Genomic DNA, 15,737 nt, shown 5'->3' on the forward strand with positions numbered 1-15,737 from the left:
AGCGTACTATTGATCGGATATCAAAAGAAATGATAGGTTCACTTCTCAAGAGGGCAGGCGCTATTTTGTCTTTAAATGATCCTCAGTGGGGTCGGGGGTCTAAAGGTGATAATGACGGAAAAAAAACACCTGACACACCACCTGATCTGGAACAGGTCTGGAAAGATCTGAATCAGCGTATTGCACGCTTTTTGGGGCAGCAGGGTGGTGGAGATAAAGGTAACTTTAATCCCGACTCTGCTGGCGCCAGAATGGGGATTGGGGCACTGATCCTGATTTTTATATTTGTCTGGCTGGTCAGTGGTGTTTTTATCGTCCAGGAAGGTCAGACAGCTGTTATCACAACCTTTGGTAAATACAGTCACGTCACAGGGGCTGGTATGAACTGGCGGTGGCCATATCCGATTCAGGGGCATGAAATTGTGAATGTTTCTCAGGTGCGCACGGTCGAAGTCGGTTATCGCTCCAGTGTTAAAAATAAACAGGCAAATGAGTCCCTGATGTTGACTGACGATGAAAATATCGTTGATATTCAGTTCGCTGTTCAGTACAAATTAAAAAATGCCTCTGAATGGTTATACAGTAATCGGGATCAGGAAGAGATGATCCGTCAGGTTGCTGAAACAGCGGTTCGTGAAATTGTTGGTAAAAGCAAGATGGACTTTGTTTTGTACGAAGGCCGCGAGAAAGTTGCGCTGGATGTGGGAAGTTTGATGCAGCAGATTCTGACGCGCTATAAGGCAGGTGTGCAGATCACGAATGTCACCATGCAGGGTGTCCAACCACCAGAGCAGGTTCAGGCAGCTTTTGATGATGCCGTGAAGGCCGGTCAGGATAAAGAGCGTCAAAAAAATGAAGGGCAAGCTTACGCCAATGAGATCATTCCTAAAGCCCGTGGTGAAGCATCGCGGACTTTGCAGGAGGCGGAAGGGTATCGCTCCCGCATCGTGGCGAACGCAGAAGGCAACGCGTCCAGATTCAAGCAGGTATTGAGTGAGTATCAGAAAGCTCCGGCAGTGACGCGCGACAGGATGTATCTTGAAACTATGCAGCAGATATTTGCCAGCACCAGTAAAGTACTGATGGATACCAAGCAAACGGGCAACATGATCTATTTACCTCTGGAGAAAATGATTTCTCAGGGTGAATCTGTCGCAAATAAACCGGCAACTGCTGCTGTTGCGCCTAATTCTGCCCAAGTTCAGGGCGAACAAATTCCCACAGTTGAAATGCGCTATGGAAAAGATAGCCGAAGCAGAGATGTGCGCGATTCTCGCGATCGGGAGACGAGATAATGAATAAAATACTCTCCCTTTTTCTGGCAATTGCGGCTGGCTTGTTGGTCGTTTATTCGACAATTTTTGTAGTTGATCAGAAGTCCCATGCCATTGTCTTTGCATTTGGCGAGGTGAAGTCTGTTATTAGTGAACCAGGCTTGCACTTTAAATTGCCGCCACCGTTTCAGAATGTCTTGTTTTTGGATAAGCGTATTCTGACCATTGATTCTGCCGATGCTGACAGGTTTATCACGGCCGAAAAGAAAAATATCCTGGTTGATTCTTATGTGAAATGGCAAATTTCCGAGCCGAAGTTGTATTACGTCAGTTTTAGCGGGGATGAGCGTCGTGCCAAAGACCGTCTGTCTCAAATCGTTAAAGCCGCGTTGAATGATGAAATTACGAAGCGCACCGTTCGGGAGGTAATTTCCGGCGAGCGTGGCAAGGTCATGGAAGCCATCAAGAGTAAAGTCGCAGAGGAAGCAAAGCAGATTGGTGTTGAGATCGTCGACGTGAGATTAAAGCGCGTTGATTATGTCGAGCAGATAAATAACTCTGTTTATGATCGCATGAAGGCAGAGCGTTTGCGGGTAGCCAATGAATTGCGTTCCACGGGAGCGGCCGAGTCTGAAAAAATCAGGGCTGATGCGGACCGGCAAAGAATCGTTATTCTGGCAGAGGCTTATCGCGAAGCAGAGCAAATACGCGGCGCGGGTGATGCAGAGGCATCTCAGATTTATGCGCAGGCGTTTGGACAGAATCCGGAGTTTTATAAATTCTATCGTAGCCTGGAGGCTTACCGAGCCAGCTTTAAAAACAAAAGCGATATTGTTGTCGTTGATCCGAATTCAGAATTTTTTAAGTATTTCAAAGCACCCGGTACATCAGGTAATAATTCCTCATCACGGAATAAGTAATTTACTTTCTGGTTGTTCTTCAACAGCGATCTGAATCAATGATGGTTCAGGTCGCTGTTGACCGGATATAAGCCGTTTTTGTGGTTTTTTTTAATTTATATTTTGATTGCGCACCAATGCCTAATTGGCTTCTCCCTGAAAATATTGCCGATGTGCTGCCTTCCGAGGCACGCAAGATAGAAGACTTGCGTCGTGTTTTTCTGGACCATTTCAGATTATATGGCTATGAACTGGTCATGCCGCCATTGCTGGAGTACATAGAATCTTTGCTGACCGGTGCCGGGCAGGATATGGATTTGCGTACATTCAAGCTGGTAGATCAGATGTCTGGTCGCACGATGGGTATTCGTGCAGATATGACGACTCAGGTAGCGCGGATAGATGCGCATTTGCTAAACCGCCAATCCGTCACCCGGCTTTGCTATGCAGGACATGTCCTGCATACGAGGCCTTCTGGTTTGCACGCAACCAGGGAGCCAATTCAGATTGGTGCGGAAATTTACGGACATAATGGTTTGGAGGCGGACGCTGAAATTCAGCAAATTGTTTTAGGCTGTCTGAGTCTGGCCGGTATTGGCGAAGTTCGCCTCGATCTTTGCCATGTCGGCGTCTTAAAGGCGATTCTCGACCTTGATGACACTGCAAAAAAACATGAGGATGTTTTGTTTTCTTTGCTTGAAGCGAAGGATATACCCGCAATTGATCAGATAAGTCGTGATTTTTCTGCTCCGGTGAGACAGGCATTAACGGCTTTGCCGACTTTGTATGGTGATGCCTCCGTGTTAGTGAGGGCGCAGCAGCAGTTGCCGGATATTCCGGGTGTGCGGGATGCGTTGCATGAGCTCCAGTCTCTGACGACTCTGGTGGGCACTGCGCAGGTCACCATTGATCTGGCTGATCTGCGAGGGTATCACTACCATAGTGGTGTCATGTTCAGTGCATTTGTACCGGGATTACCTAACGCGGTAGCTCGTGGTGGCCGCTATGATCATGTTGGCGAAGCATTTGGTCGCGCACGGCCTGCAACGGGTTTTTCTCTGGATTTGCGTGAACTGGCTCGATTGATGCCTGTTGCTGAGAGAAAGGGTGCCATACGTGCACCGTGGAGTCGTGATCCAGAATTATTATTAAAAATTGCCCAATGGCGCAGTGAGGGGGAAATTGTGATTCAAAATTTCCCTGGTCACGAAAATGAACAAGACGAATTCGACTGTAGCCGTACAGTGGTTTTCGATGGTCAACAATGGATTCTTCAAAATGTAGGTTAAGTGTGATGTCAAACAATAAAACTGCAAAAAATGTCGTCGTTATCGGTACGCAATGGGGTGATGAGGGCAAGGGAAAAATCGTCGACTGGCTGACTGATCACGCACAAGGTGTTGTCCGTTTCCAGGGGGGGCACAATGCCGGACATACATTGGTGATCGGTGGTCAGAAAACCGCGTTGCAACTGATTCCATCCGGGATCATGCGCGCAGGAACTGCTTGCTATATCGGCAATGGTGTTGTGTTATCAGTTCCTGATTTATTGCGTGAGATTGATAAGTTGCAGGCCAATGGTGTTGAGGTCGTTTCCCGGCTGAAAATTTCAGAAGCGTGTCCGGTGATTCTGCCATATCACACCGCACTGGATGCCGCACGCGAAGCCGCACGCGGAGCTGCAAAAATTGGTACGACAGGGAAGGGAATCGGCCCTGCCTATGAGGATAAAGTTGCGCGTCGTGCGATTCGAGTTGCGGATCTATTGAATGCGGAACGTTTTGCCGAAAAGTTGAAAGAGAATCTGGAGTACCACAATTTCGTGCTCACCAACTATCTGAAGGCACCGGCAGTCGACTACCAAAAGACTCTGGATGATGCGTTGGCCTTGGTGCCACGTATCCGGCCGATGGTTGCCGATGTCTCTACGGCCTTGTATGCGGCGCATAAAGCGGGGGCAAGTTTGTTATTCGAGGGTGCGCAAGGCAGTTTGCTGGATGTCGATCATGGCACCTATCCTTTCGTGACGTCCAGTAACTGTGTGGCTGGAAATGCTGCAGCCGGCGCAGGTGTCGGACCGAACATGCTGCATTATATTTTGGGCATTACCAAGGCCTATACGACAAGGGTTGGTTCCGGCCCATTTCCATCGGAACTGCCAACCGATCAGGGTGTTGGCCAGCATCTGGCAAGCGTTGGGCATGAGTTTGGAACGGTCACGGGCCGCGCGCGCCGCTGCGGCTGGTTTGATGCGGCATTGTTGAAACGTTCTGTACAAATCAATGGTGTTTCGGGAATGTGTCTGACAAAACTGGATGTTTTGGATGGACTGGATAAGCTGAAATTATGTACTGGCTATAAGGTGAATGGCGTTGCCGTAGATATTTTCCCGGTGGGAGCGGAAGAGGCTTCTTTGTGTGAAGCAGTTTATGAAGAAATGCCAGGATGGGCTGAATCGACGGTGGGTGCGAAGAGCATGGATGCACTGCCGGTAAATGCGCGCAATTACATCAAACGTATTGAAGAGCTGGTCGGCGTTCCCATTGATATGGTTTCCACGGGGCCAGACAGGGAGGAAACTATTGTATTGCGTCATCCGTTTGTTTGAAGAAGGAATTTAGTTGAATATGAATACACCAGTATCGACAGATAAAGATTTGTGGGTTTCCTGGGAGGCTTATCACCGATCAATTGAGCAGTTGGCACTGAAGGTGCATGAGTCCGGCTGGAAATTTGATCAGGTGCTGTGTCTTGCTCGTGGTGGCTTGCGTCCGGGCGATATTTTTTCCCGGATTTTTGACGTCCCATTAGCTATCTTATCAACCAGTTCTTATCGGGAAGAAGCTGGCACTGTACAGGGATCCCTGGATATTGGTAAATATATCTCCATGACCAAGGGGAGTTTGCAGGGCAGAGTGCTCGTTGTGGATGATTTGGTGGACTCGGGAATAACTCTGGAGCGGGTGTTGCAACATTTGCGAGAGCATTTTCCATCGGTCAGTGAGGTGAAATCTGCGGTCATCTGGTATAAGGCCTGTTCTTCCGTGAAACCTGATTATTATCTGGACTATCTGCAAACTAATCCATGGATTCATCAGCCATTTGAAGAATATGACAGCATCAGACCGCATCAATTAAATGCCTGGTTGAAAAAAGGTGAAGTTACATAATAAAAAAGGAGCTTTTTGCTCCTTTTTTATTATGCGTAATCATCAAAAAAAGAAATGAAGGTAGATTTAGTGATTGATTTCAGGGTGATAAAACGAAAAAGCCCGTTGAAATTAATCAACGGGCTTTCTGTATTTTTGGTGCCCACGGAGGGACTCGAACCCCCACACCTCGCGGCACATGGACCTGAACCATGCGCGTCTACCAATTCCGCCACGTGGGCTGCATAAGAGATTATTATATAGGAAGTAAGTGGGCCTGTGTTGATATGATGAATTTTTTATGCAATGTTTCGGTAAATTTTTTTGCATGCGTTAACGGAAAAAGCCCGTTGAAATTAATCATCGGGCTTTCCTTTAAGCTTGGTGCCCACGGAGGGACTCGCACCCCCACACCTTGCGGCACATGGACCTGAACCATGCGCGTCTACCAATTCCGCCCCGTGGGCTGCATAAGAGATTATTATATAGGAAGTAAGTGGGCCTGTGTTGAGATGATGAATTTTTTATGCAATGTTTCGGTATATTTTTTTGCTTGCGTTAACGGAAAAAGCCCGTTGAAATTAATCAACGGGCTTTCCTTTAAGCTTGGTGCCCACGGAGGGACTCGAACCCCCACACCTTGCGGCACATGGACCTGAACCATGCGCGTCTACCAATTCCGCCACGTGGGCTACGGAAGACCGCAATTATAGATTATTGTTGGAGAATGTCAAGATTTTTACTGGGTGATACTTGAATAACGTTAGGTGATTAGTCGTTGCTCCGGTAAACTATAGCCGTGTTTCCATATTAAACATGGGGCATGTTTTACATTTAAAAGAAATAGNACGGAAGACCGCAATTATAGATTATTGTTGGAGAATGTCAAGATTTTTACTGGGTGATACTTGAATAACGTTAGGTGATTAGTCGTTGCTCCGGTAAACTATAGCCGTGTTTCCATATTAAACATGGGGCATGTTTTACATTTAAAAGAAATAGATACCATTTGAATAAACATTTATATCCAATTCCCAGCAGGGAAGAAATTTTAGGCGTCCTTCGCACGGCTAAAGTTAATCTGACAGTTACAGAGATCGCAGACAAGTTAGGCACAAAAACCGAGGAGCTTGAAGGCATGACACGTCGATTAAGTGCAATGGAGCGGGATGGCCAACTGAAGATCAGTCAATCTGGTCATTATCAGCTTTCAAACCATGAAAATTTTATCTCTGGAAAAGTCAGTAGCCATAGAGATGGTTACGGGTTCCTGATCCCTGACGATAATACTGAAGATTTGTTTTTACCCGAACGGGAAATGCAGAAAGTATTGCATGGAGACCGGGTTCTTGCCCGTGTTACCGGCACCGATCGCCGCGGTCGTCTGGAAGGAAGTATCGTTGAAATTCTGGAGCGCGCTAATACACATGTCATTGGCCGGTTACTCAACGAAAATGGCGTGTGGATTATTGCCCCGGAAGATAAACGATTCAGTCAGGATATTTTATTGGCAGGGTCTCCGGGTAAGGCCAGAGCTGGCCAGGTTGTGAGTGTTGAGTTGACTGAGCAACCTACGCGTTACTCTCAGGCATCAGGCAAAATTGTGGAGATTCTGGGAGAAGTCGATGATCCCGGAATGGAGATTGAAATTGCTGTCCGAAAATTTGGGGTTCCCCATGAATTTTCGGAACCCGCAAAAAAAGCGGCTGCAAAACTGCCCGCGGAAGTGCAGCCTAAAGATCTGAACGACAGAGTTGATTTGCGCGATATTCCTCTAGTGACCATTGATGGTGAGGATGCACGCGATTTTGATGATGCAGTGTATTGCGAGCCGGTGAAAATTGGCAGGGTAAAGGGCTACCGTTTGATCGTGGCTATTGCAGACGTCAGTCATTATGTTATGCCGAATGATGCGCTTGACGCAGATGCTTTATTACGCAGCACCTCGGTTTATTTTCCTCGTCGCGTTATTCCTATGTTGCCGGAGAAGCTGTCAAATGGCTTGTGCTCACTGAATCCGGATGTGGATCGCCTGACCTTAGTGTGCGACATGGTGATCACAGCACAAGGTGAAGTAAAGGCGTATCAGTTTTATCCCGCAGTGATTCATTCCGCAGCACGTTTCACATACACCGAAGTCGCTGCAATTCTGGGAAATACCAAAGGACCTGAGGCAGCAAAGCGTCTCACATTGGTGCCCCATTTATTGCACTTATACGAGGTTTTTCAGGCACTGCTGAAAGCGCGACATGCCCGTGGTGCAATAGATTTTGAGACGACTGAGACTTACATCGTTTGTAATAATGCCGGGAAAATTGAGAAAATCATTCCTCGTACCCGAAATGATGCACATAAGCTGATTGAAGAATGCATGCTGGCGGCAAATGTCTGTGCAGCAAATTTACTGGAGACATATAAACATCCAGGAACATTCCGTGTGCACGCCGGGCCGACTAAAGAGAAATTAGTCCAGGTCCGTAACTTCCTGAAACAGACCGGATTGTTCCTGGGGGGGGGGGATTCTCCGTCAGCATCGGATTACGCGGCGTTAATGGAGAGAATAAAAGGTCGCCCCGATGCCTCGCTATTACAGACAATGCTATTGCGCTCAATGCAGCAGGCGGTCTACAGTCCGGACAATATTGGTCACTTCGGACTGTCTTATGACGCATATGCGCACTTCACCAGCCCGATACGACGTTATCCCGATCTGTTAACGCATCGTGCAATTAAAGCGGTATTGCAAGGTAAGATTTATGAACCAAAGGGAATTGATTTTAGTATTTTGAATACGACAATTTCCAATGCTGCCCGCAAACAATTGGTCGCCGATAAAGCAGCCGGAAAAAAAGCTGTTGAAAAAGATCAGACGGTCTGGGATTTGTTGGGAACACATTGCTCCGCCAATGAGCGTCGTGCCGATGAGGCTTCACGCGATGTAGAAGCGTGGCTGAAGTGCTACTACATGAAAAATAAACTCGGAGAGGAATTTGTCGGAACAATTTCCGGAGTAACCCAGTTCGGTATTTTTGTGCAGTTAGATGATATTTACATTGAAGGTTTGGTTCATATCACAGAATTGGGGGCCGATTACTTCCAGTTTGATGAGGCTCGACACGAGTTGCGTGGAGAGCGAACCGGAAAACGTTATCAGTTGACAGACAAGGTCAGAGTTCAGGTCAGTCGGGTGGATTTGGATGCGCGCAAGATTGATCTGAGTATTGTTCAGCCTAATATTGCCACTCCTGCTTATCAAAAAGGGGCTTCTGCGCCTGAGAAGGCAAAGAAAGCATCTTCTTCTGCACGGCAGATTCTCCAAGCGGATGCTCATATTCGAAATGCCGGAAATGAGCGACAGCCCAAAAAACGGGAACGGTCAAATACTGTCAGTGCAAGCAGCGTTAAAGAGAGAGAAACATCCTCCGCCAGGAAGAAAAGCACCGGTACAAAACCATCAAAACCGGTCAAAAGAAGACGCTAAGTTAAATAAAGAAAAGTTATATGAAAAGTAAAATGATTTTTGGGTTTCATGCAGTCACATCAAGGATTCGTCATGAAGCCTCATCCGTAGATGAAATTTATGTGGATGCCGAACGTAGTGACCGTCGCATGCAAGAGTTACTGCATACCGCAAAAGCAGCAGGCATCCGCATTATTCAGGCAGATGATCAGCGACTTTCAAACATTGTGGGTACCCGCCGCCATCAGGGTGTTGTTGCCAAGGCTGGTGAGCTGTCTTTGGCCAGAAATCTGGATGAATTGCTGGATGCGATTGAAGGCCCACCATTACTGCTGATTCTTGATGGCATTACCGATCCGCATAATCTGGGGGCTTGCCTGCGTGTTGCAGATGGAGTGGGCGCGCATGCCGTCATTGCGCCGAAAGATCGCGCAGTAGGATTAAATGCGACGGCAGCTAAAGTAGCAAGTGGTGCAGCTGAGACCGTGCCATACATTACAGTGACCAATCTGGCACGAACTCTGCGCGAGCTGAAGGAGCGTGATATTTTACTGGTCGGGACTTCTGACGAGGCAGATAAGACCATCTACGATGTCGATTTTACATCTGGTTGCGCAGTAGTGATGGGTTCCGAAGGTGAGGGGATGCGTCGGTTGACGCGGGAAACATGTGATCAGCTGGTCAGTATTCCAATGCTGGGAACCGTAGAAAGCCTGAACGTGTCCGTTGCATCGGGTGTTTGTCTCTATGAAGCCAGGCGCCAGCGGTCTGTCTGATCGAAATTTCTGAATATTTCGTTTGGTAGTGTTTGGTAATATCAGTGCGCTTCGGCGCACTTTTTACAGATACGTTAGTATGTAACTCGTTTTTCTATTTGCTTACCTGTCATGTTGAGTCGTCTCCGCGAAGATATCGCCAGTATTATTGAAAAAGATCCTGCTGCCCGCAACGCATGGGAAGTCATTACCTGTTATCCGGGATTTCAGGCAATCGTGATGCATCGCTGGGCAAACTGGTGCTGGAGTCATGGATTGAAATGGCTTGGACGATTTATATCTCATGTGGCACGGGTTTTGACCGGAATTGAAATTCATCCGGGATCAACTTTAGGACGCCGGGTTTTTATTGATCATGGATTTGGCGTGGTTATCGGTGAGACTGCGGTGATTGGTGATGACTGCACGATATATCAAGGTGTCACTTTAGGGGGGACGTCCTTATCACGCGGAGCTAAAAGACATCCGACTCTTGAGGCGGGCGTTATTGTGGGCGCAGGAGCTAAAGTGTTGGGTAGTTTTACGGTCGGTACGGGAGCAAAAATCGGCTCTAATTCAGTTGTTTTGAAAGCCGTACCTGCCGGTGCGACAGCTGTCGGTAACCCTGCACATCTGATCAGAAGAGATGATGTTACTGATAGTCCGCAGGCGAATCTGTTTTCAGCATATGGAGTTACCCAAAACAATGATGATCCGGTATCCAAGGTTTTACATAAGCTGATTGATCACGCCGCTGCGCAGCAAGAGCAGATTGAAAAACTGACCGCAGCTATTTCTTGTGCGGGGATCGCGTGCGAGCAAACGAAAGCGCAGGATAAAATCAATCCGGAACAGATCAACAGCCTCGTTGAGTAGTTAAACTGGTCGTTGTCTTTGTGAGGGAAAGTCCGATTGTCGGACGAGTCTGTTCAGGATGTTCCGGATTGCTTGTGGTAATTCTCCGGCACATAATCCAATGGGGCCGATACCAGAATCAACCAGTTCATCAGCTGCTTTGCCATGAATCCAGGTGGCGAATTTAGCTGCTTCAATAGTTGGCATACCCTGCGCCAGCAATGCACCGCAAAGGCCAGCCAATACATCACCAGTCCCGCCGGTGGACAAGCCTGGGTTACCGGTTGTGTTGATGAGGATATCGCCATTCGGGTTGCTGACAATGCTTCCGGCACCTTTTAAGATCACAATAGCGTTGAATGTTGTTGCGAGCTGTTTTGCGGCGCTCAGGCGATCATGTTGTATTTGAGTGATTGATTTCCCCAGAAGGCGTGCGGCTTCTAATGGATGCGGCGTTAGGATGACAGGGCTTGTTTTTTGTCTCAATACGACCTGCAGTTCAGGTTCAGCCGCAATCAGGTTCAGCGCGTCCGCATCGATGACGATGGGGGTGTTTTTTCGCAGCATATCTTGCAGAATTTTTTTCGCCTCATGACTGGTGCCCATACCGGGGCCGGCAACCAGAACTTCATTAGTAACTGTGAAGTCACGAATGTTTTTACACATTATCTCGGGGTGTAATGCGTCAAAACTGGCTGCTGCATCCAGAAAACCAATGCTCACTTTGCCGGCACCAGCCAATAATGCAGACCTGCCTGCCAGAAGGCAGGCTCCGCTCATACCTTGTACTCCACCGATGATCAGTACATGGCCGTAATGTCCCTTATGTGTATTGGGTAATCGCCGCAGGCTTGATAGTGCCAGCATATCGGCTTCAATATCGACTTCGATAAGCAAGCATCTGCTTTCGGGAATTTTGCTTACCTGAATGCCGAGATCATCGACGAATACTTTACCTGCAAAATCTTTTCCGTATGCAGTATGGAGTCCGGGTTTGTTGGCAATGAAAGTCAGAGTGTAATCTGCCCGGATTGCCAACATTTGGGTGTTAGTGAAATCCCCTGTATCCGGATTGATGCCGCTTGGCAGATCAAGTGCCAATACCGCAGTATCGCTACGTACAGTCAGCTTATTGATGCCATTAATTAATTCAGCGTAATGCTCATCCATATCCCTGGTAAGCCCGATACCGAATAGACCATCGATAATCAGTGCCCACCGGGTAGATAAAATGTCCGAAAGATCTTGATATCCTTGTAGCGTAAGAGGCAGTTCCGAGGCAAATGTGTAGCTTTTTTTGGTATCCTCAGAATATTTTCCGGGTTCGCCATACATCAGCAATGTGCAGTGCCAGCCCATCATAGCGAGCCGTGCAGCTGTCTCGCAGGCATCACCGCCATTATTACCCGGACCAGCAATGATCAAAACCGGTAAGTGTTTCTCCTGCAGGATTCCCGCTGCCAGCCTCGCTGCGGCTATTCCTGCTTTTTGCATCAGGGAGTATTCTGTTTGTTGCGTTTTCCCAAAACTTTCCAGTTCGCGGATCTGTGAGCAAAAGAGAAGCGAGCGACTCTCTGGGGATATGTGGGTTGTCATGGATGGTCAGCGTGCAGGTAGTATGGAGGACGGAGCAAGAGGACGATGCAATGACTGAATAGTTTCAAAGCCCTGTCTGAAGAGCTGATCAAAAGGTACGCTGAGGTAAGGTAGTATTAATCCGAGCATCAGGAAACCGACACCGATCGTGATCGGAAAGCCGATACCAAACAGATTCAACTGCGGCGCTGCCCGTGTGAGGATGCCAAGCGCAACGTTTGTGATTAACAAGGCAGCCACGATGGGTAAAGAAAGTCTGAGGCCTGTGATAAAGATCTGTTCCCCCCAGACCACAAGGCGTTGCAAATTAAAGCCGCTTTCCAGCGTTGGAGAGATGGGGATCGATTGAAAACTGTCTATCAATGCACTCAGCAATGCCAGATGTCCATTTGAAGTCAGAAAAAACAGCGTGGCAGTCAGCACCAGAAATTGTGATATCGCGGAAGATCGTCCTTGAGTCTGGGGATCAAAAAAGCTTGCAAACCCTAATCCCATTGTCAGGCCGGATACTTCGCCGGCCATTTCTATAGCGGCAAAAACAATCCGCATTACAAAACCCATACCTAATCCAATCACCAATTCTTGAGCCAGGATCATGATGCCGGTCAGTGAAACCGGGTCACTCGCAGGATGTACCGGAATGGTTGGGGCGACAATGAAGGCGATCATGACACCCAGAACAATTTTGATCTGAACCGGGACGGTATTATTGCCGAACGGAGGCGCAATAGAAATTAATCCTAAAATCCGGGTTAATGGCCAGATAAAAGCGCTGATCAGGCTGATTATCTGACTACTGGCAATGGTAATCATGGTCAGTCAGCAAACGGTTAGCCTGCCATGGTTGCGATGCTGGTAAAAGTCTGTCGCATATAGTCCAGTAATACGCTGAGCATCCATGGACCTGCGATGATCAGTGTGAGGAAAATTCCAATCAGTTTTGGAATGAAAGACAGCGTAGTTTCATTGATCTGCGTTGCTGCCTGAAAAATACTGACCAGCAAACCAATCACCAGAGCGACCAGCAGCAGTGGCGCAGAGACCATCAGCGTTACTTCAATTGCCTGCCTGCCGAGGGTCATCACACTATCAGGAGTCATGGTTTTTCCTTAGTAAAAACTCTGTGCCAGTGAACCAATCAGCAGCTGCCAGCCATCCACCAGAACAAATAACATCAGTTTAAACGGCAGCGAAACAATGGATGGAGATACCATCATCATACCCATGGACATGAGAACGCTTGCAACCACCATATCGATGATGAGGAAGGGAATAAAAATCGCAAAGCTGATCTGAAATGCAGTCTTTAATTCGCTGGTAATAAAGGCTGGAATCAGGATGCGTAGCGGCACTTCTTCCGGGCCTTGCAATTCAGGCGTATTGGAGATTTTGACATACAGAGCCAGATCCGCCTGCCGGGTTTGTTTCATCATGAATTGCTTCAGCGGCACCGCACCTTTATCCATTGCTTCTGTCATCGAAATCTTGTTTGCCGCAAAGGGAGTATAAGCATCAGCATAAATTTTATCGAAAACAGGCCCCATGACAAATAAGGTCAGAAACAACGCCAGACCGACCAGTACCTGATTGGGTGGCGCCGATTGAGTACCCAGCGCCTGTCGCAATAATGATAGTACTATGATGATTCGGGTAAAGCTGGTCATCATGAGTAGCGCGGCAGGAATGAATCCCAGTGCGGTCAGGAATAACAGGGTCTGCACGCTCAGAGAATAGTTTTGTCCACCACCGGATGCTGGAGTGCTTGTAATTGCCTGTAATCCGCCCTGAGACTGAGCGAATGCTGTTTCGGGAAACAGATTGTAGATCAGGAGCAGTAACTGAAAAATAATCAGCAATGGAATTCGGAAAGATTTCATGCGGGAGAATGCTGGGTTAATGATCCGCAGTTGCAGATTTTTTCTTTTCAAGTGTGTGTCTGAGCCAGTCCTGAAAAGTAGAGGAGTCAGCAGTTCCTGCTGACAAAAGGCTTTCCTGTTTGGGTAAAGTACCCAGGGTTTGAATATTGTTCGCGGTGACGCCGACAATCAGCCACTGGTCACCGGCTTCGATAATCATGATGCGCTCTTTATTGCCAACACTCAGATTTCCCAATACTTTGAGTGGAATTCTGTTTGCGGCGATTGCAGGGTTAAAGCGTTTTAATAGCCAGACTCCGCTGAAAATCAGTGCCAGAATAAAGAACAGCGCCAATAATATCTGTAAAAATCCCGTTGCAGGCGTGACTCCCGGTGTTTCAGCAGCAGCATTGCTGCCAGCCGTTACCAGGATAAAGAGAAGGGAATATCCGGAAAACCTAGTCATTTGTTCAGCTTACGAATACGTTCTGCCGGAGTCACAATATCGGTCAGGCGAATACCGAATTTATCGTTCACGACCACCACTTCACCTTGAGCAATCAGGCAGCCATTTACAAGCACATCCATAGGTTCACCCGCAAGACCATCCAGCTCCACGACAGAACCTTGCGCAAGTTGGAGTAGGTTCTTAATTGCAATTTTCGTTCTGCCCAGCTCAACCGTCAGTTGAACCGGAATATCCAGAATGAAATCGATATCGTTATGTGTTTCGGTTGTACTTCCCCGTCCACTGAATTCTTTAAAAATGGCAGGACTTGCTGCAGGTTCGGTTTTGGCATTATTTGTAGCAGCAGCGGCAGCTTCTGCTTTTTCCTGCTCGGCAATCGCTGCCCCCCAATCATCCTCGCTGATTGGCACTTCTGAATTTTCATCCATTGTTTTCTCCCTGTGCGACTTCCTGTACGCTGGAACTGATCAGTTTTTCCACGCGTAATGAATATTGACCATTAAACACACCATATTTGCATTCCATAACAGGCGTACCATCTACTTTCGCTGAAATAATTTCAGGAATAGTGATCGGGACAATATCACCAACTTTCATATTCAATATATCACCCAGTGTGACTCGGGTTGTACCCAGATCAGCAACGATTTCGATTTCGGCGATCTGAATTTGTTGCGTCATCAGACGCACCCAGCGGCGGTCGACTTCCAGGGTTTCACCTTGCAGGCTGCTGGTGAGAATATCCCTGATTGGTTCAATGGTGGAGTAGGGCATACAAATATGCATTTCGCCACTGACAGGGCCTAATTCAATGGTGAATGTGGTGGATACGACGACCTCATTTGGTGTTGCGATATTTGCAAATTGCGTATTCATTTCCGATCGGATGTATTCGAATTCAATCGGGTAAACCGGTTCCCAGGACTTGGAATAAGTTTCAAAAACGATTTCCAGAATACGTTGAATAATACGCTGCTCAGTTTGCGTGAAATCGCGCCCCTCAACACGGGTATGAAATCTGCCGTCACCACCAAACAGATTATCAACCAATAAAAATACCAGTCCGGGATCCAGAACAATCAATGATGTGCCGCGCAGCGGTTTCATGTGAACCAGATTCAGATTGGTTGGGACCACCAGATTGCGGATAAATTCGCTGTATTTCGAGACTCTGACCGTTCCGACGGAGACTTCAGCACTGCGTCGTAAAAAATTGAAAAGCCCGATCCGTAACAAACGGGCAAATCGTTCGTTGATAATTTCCAGGGTAGGCATGCGCCCACGTACAATCCGCTCCTGAGTAGCGAGATTATAAGGACGAACCCCGGAAGTATCTTCCTGGGATTGTGAGTCATCCTGATCTCCCGTAACGCCTTTTAACAGCGCATCGACTTCTTCCTGGGAGAGAAAATTATCGGACATGG

At 47.6% G+C, this 15,737-nt stretch carries 15 protein-coding genes and 3 tRNA genes; 8 read left to right on the plus strand and 10 right to left on the minus strand.

Annotated elements, in window-relative coordinates:
- The first annotated feature begins 29 nt into the window (after nt 1–29).
- The 5 genes from hflK to HV832_RS10365 all read left to right on the plus strand — a co-directional run bounded on the left by hflK (nt 30) and on the right by HV832_RS10365 (nt 5,343).
- Nucleotides 30–1,295, plus strand: coding sequence for an FtsH protease activity modulator HflK (gene hflK / locus HV832_RS10345; RefSeq protein WP_176803759.1), 1,266 nt, complete (start codon nt 30–32; stop codon nt 1,293–1,295).
- Nucleotides 1,295–2,194 (plus strand): protease modulator HflC, encoded by a 900-nt coding sequence (gene hflC, locus HV832_RS10350; protein ID WP_176803760.1) that lies wholly within the window; start codon nt 1,295–1,297, stop codon nt 2,192–2,194. Before hflK ends, hflC begins: the two co-directional genes overlap by 1 nt.
- 116 nt (nt 2,195–2,310) lie before the next feature.
- Complete coding sequence (locus HV832_RS10355) at nt 2,311–3,462, plus strand: ATP phosphoribosyltransferase regulatory subunit (RefSeq protein WP_176803761.1); 1,152 nt, start codon at nt 2,311–2,313, stop codon at nt 3,460–3,462.
- Between the two features lie 5 nt (nt 3,463–3,467).
- Complete coding sequence (locus HV832_RS10360) at nt 3,468–4,781, plus strand: adenylosuccinate synthase (protein WP_176803762.1); 1,314 nt, start codon at nt 3,468–3,470, stop codon at nt 4,779–4,781.
- Between the two features lie 19 nt (nt 4,782–4,800).
- A complete protein-coding gene (locus HV832_RS10365; RefSeq protein WP_176803763.1) occupies nt 4,801–5,343 on the plus strand; it encodes a phosphoribosyltransferase in 543 nt (180 codons plus the stop codon).
- A gap of 136 nt (nt 5,344–5,479) precedes the next feature.
- Here the strand turns inward: HV832_RS10365 and HV832_RS10370 are convergent.
- The 3 genes from HV832_RS10370 to HV832_RS10380 form a co-directional block, all read right to left on the minus strand.
- A tRNA-Leu gene (locus tag HV832_RS10370) sits at nt 5,480–5,564 on the minus strand.
- 140 nt (nt 5,565–5,704) lie between these two features.
- Nucleotides 5,705–5,789 (minus strand) — tRNA-Leu (locus HV832_RS10375).
- Between the two features lie 140 nt (nt 5,790–5,929).
- A tRNA-Leu gene (locus tag HV832_RS10380) sits at nt 5,930–6,014 on the minus strand.
- Between the two features lie 317 nt (nt 6,015–6,331).
- Between HV832_RS10380 and rnr the strand changes: the two genes are divergently transcribed.
- The 3 genes from rnr (at nt 6,332) to cysE (ending at nt 10,413) form a co-directional block, all read left to right on the plus strand.
- Entirely contained in the window at nt 6,332–8,803 is a 2,472-nt protein-coding gene (gene rnr, locus HV832_RS10385) for a ribonuclease R (RefSeq protein WP_176803764.1), read from the plus strand.
- A 20-nt stretch (nt 8,804–8,823) separates the two neighbouring features.
- The gene (gene rlmB, locus HV832_RS10390) at nt 8,824–9,558 is read left to right on the plus strand and encodes a 23S rRNA (guanosine(2251)-2'-O)-methyltransferase RlmB (RefSeq protein ID WP_176803765.1); all 735 of its coding nucleotides are present in this window, start codon (nt 8,824–8,826) and stop codon (nt 9,556–9,558) included.
- A 111-nt stretch (nt 9,559–9,669) separates the two neighbouring features.
- Entirely contained in the window at nt 9,670–10,413 is a 744-nt protein-coding gene (gene cysE / locus HV832_RS10395) for a serine O-acetyltransferase (protein WP_176803766.1), read from the plus strand.
- Here the strand turns inward: cysE and HV832_RS10400 are convergent, their stop codons facing one another.
- Genes HV832_RS10400 through fliM form a run of 7 tightly spaced genes read right to left on the minus strand, consistent with a single transcriptional unit; the run spans nt 10,414 to nt 15,735 of the window.
- A complete protein-coding gene (locus HV832_RS10400) occupies nt 10,414–11,988 on the minus strand; it encodes an NAD(P)H-hydrate dehydratase (RefSeq protein ID WP_176803767.1) in 1,575 nt (524 codons plus the stop codon).
- 6 nt (nt 11,989–11,994) lie between these two features.
- Entirely contained in the window at nt 11,995–12,801 is an 807-nt protein-coding gene (gene fliR, locus HV832_RS10405; RefSeq protein ID WP_176803768.1) for a flagellar biosynthetic protein FliR, read from the minus strand.
- A 17-nt stretch (nt 12,802–12,818) separates the two neighbouring features.
- Entirely contained in the window at nt 12,819–13,088 is a 270-nt protein-coding gene (gene fliQ, locus HV832_RS10410; protein ID WP_176803769.1) for a flagellar biosynthesis protein FliQ, read from the minus strand.
- 9 nt (nt 13,089–13,097) lie between these two features.
- Complete coding sequence (gene fliP / locus HV832_RS10415) at nt 13,098–13,865, minus strand: flagellar type III secretion system pore protein FliP (protein WP_176803770.1); 768 nt, start codon at nt 13,863–13,865, stop codon at nt 13,098–13,100.
- A gap of 16 nt (nt 13,866–13,881) precedes the next feature.
- A complete protein-coding gene (gene fliO, locus HV832_RS10420) occupies nt 13,882–14,310 on the minus strand; it encodes a flagellar biosynthetic protein FliO (RefSeq protein ID WP_176803771.1) in 429 nt (142 codons plus the stop codon).
- Nucleotides 14,307–14,741 (minus strand): flagellar motor switch protein FliN, encoded by a 435-nt coding sequence (gene fliN / locus HV832_RS10425; protein WP_176803772.1) that lies wholly within the window; start codon nt 14,739–14,741, stop codon nt 14,307–14,309. The genes fliO and fliN overlap by 4 nt, the downstream gene beginning before the upstream one ends.
- Nucleotides 14,734–15,735 carry a flagellar motor switch protein FliM gene (gene fliM / locus HV832_RS10430; protein ID WP_176803773.1) on the minus strand — a complete coding sequence of 334 codons (1,002 nt, stop codon included), beginning with the start codon at nt 15,733–15,735 and terminating at the stop codon, nt 14,734–14,736. The genes fliN and fliM overlap by 8 nt, the downstream gene beginning before the upstream one ends.
- Nucleotides 15,736–15,737: the final 2 nt, after the last annotated feature.

It is taken from the genome of Cognatundibacterium oligocarboniphilum (genome assembly GCF_013377855.1).
Taxonomy (GTDB): domain Bacteria; phylum Pseudomonadota; class Gammaproteobacteria; order Burkholderiales; family Burkholderiaceae_D; genus Undibacterium; species Undibacterium oligocarboniphilum.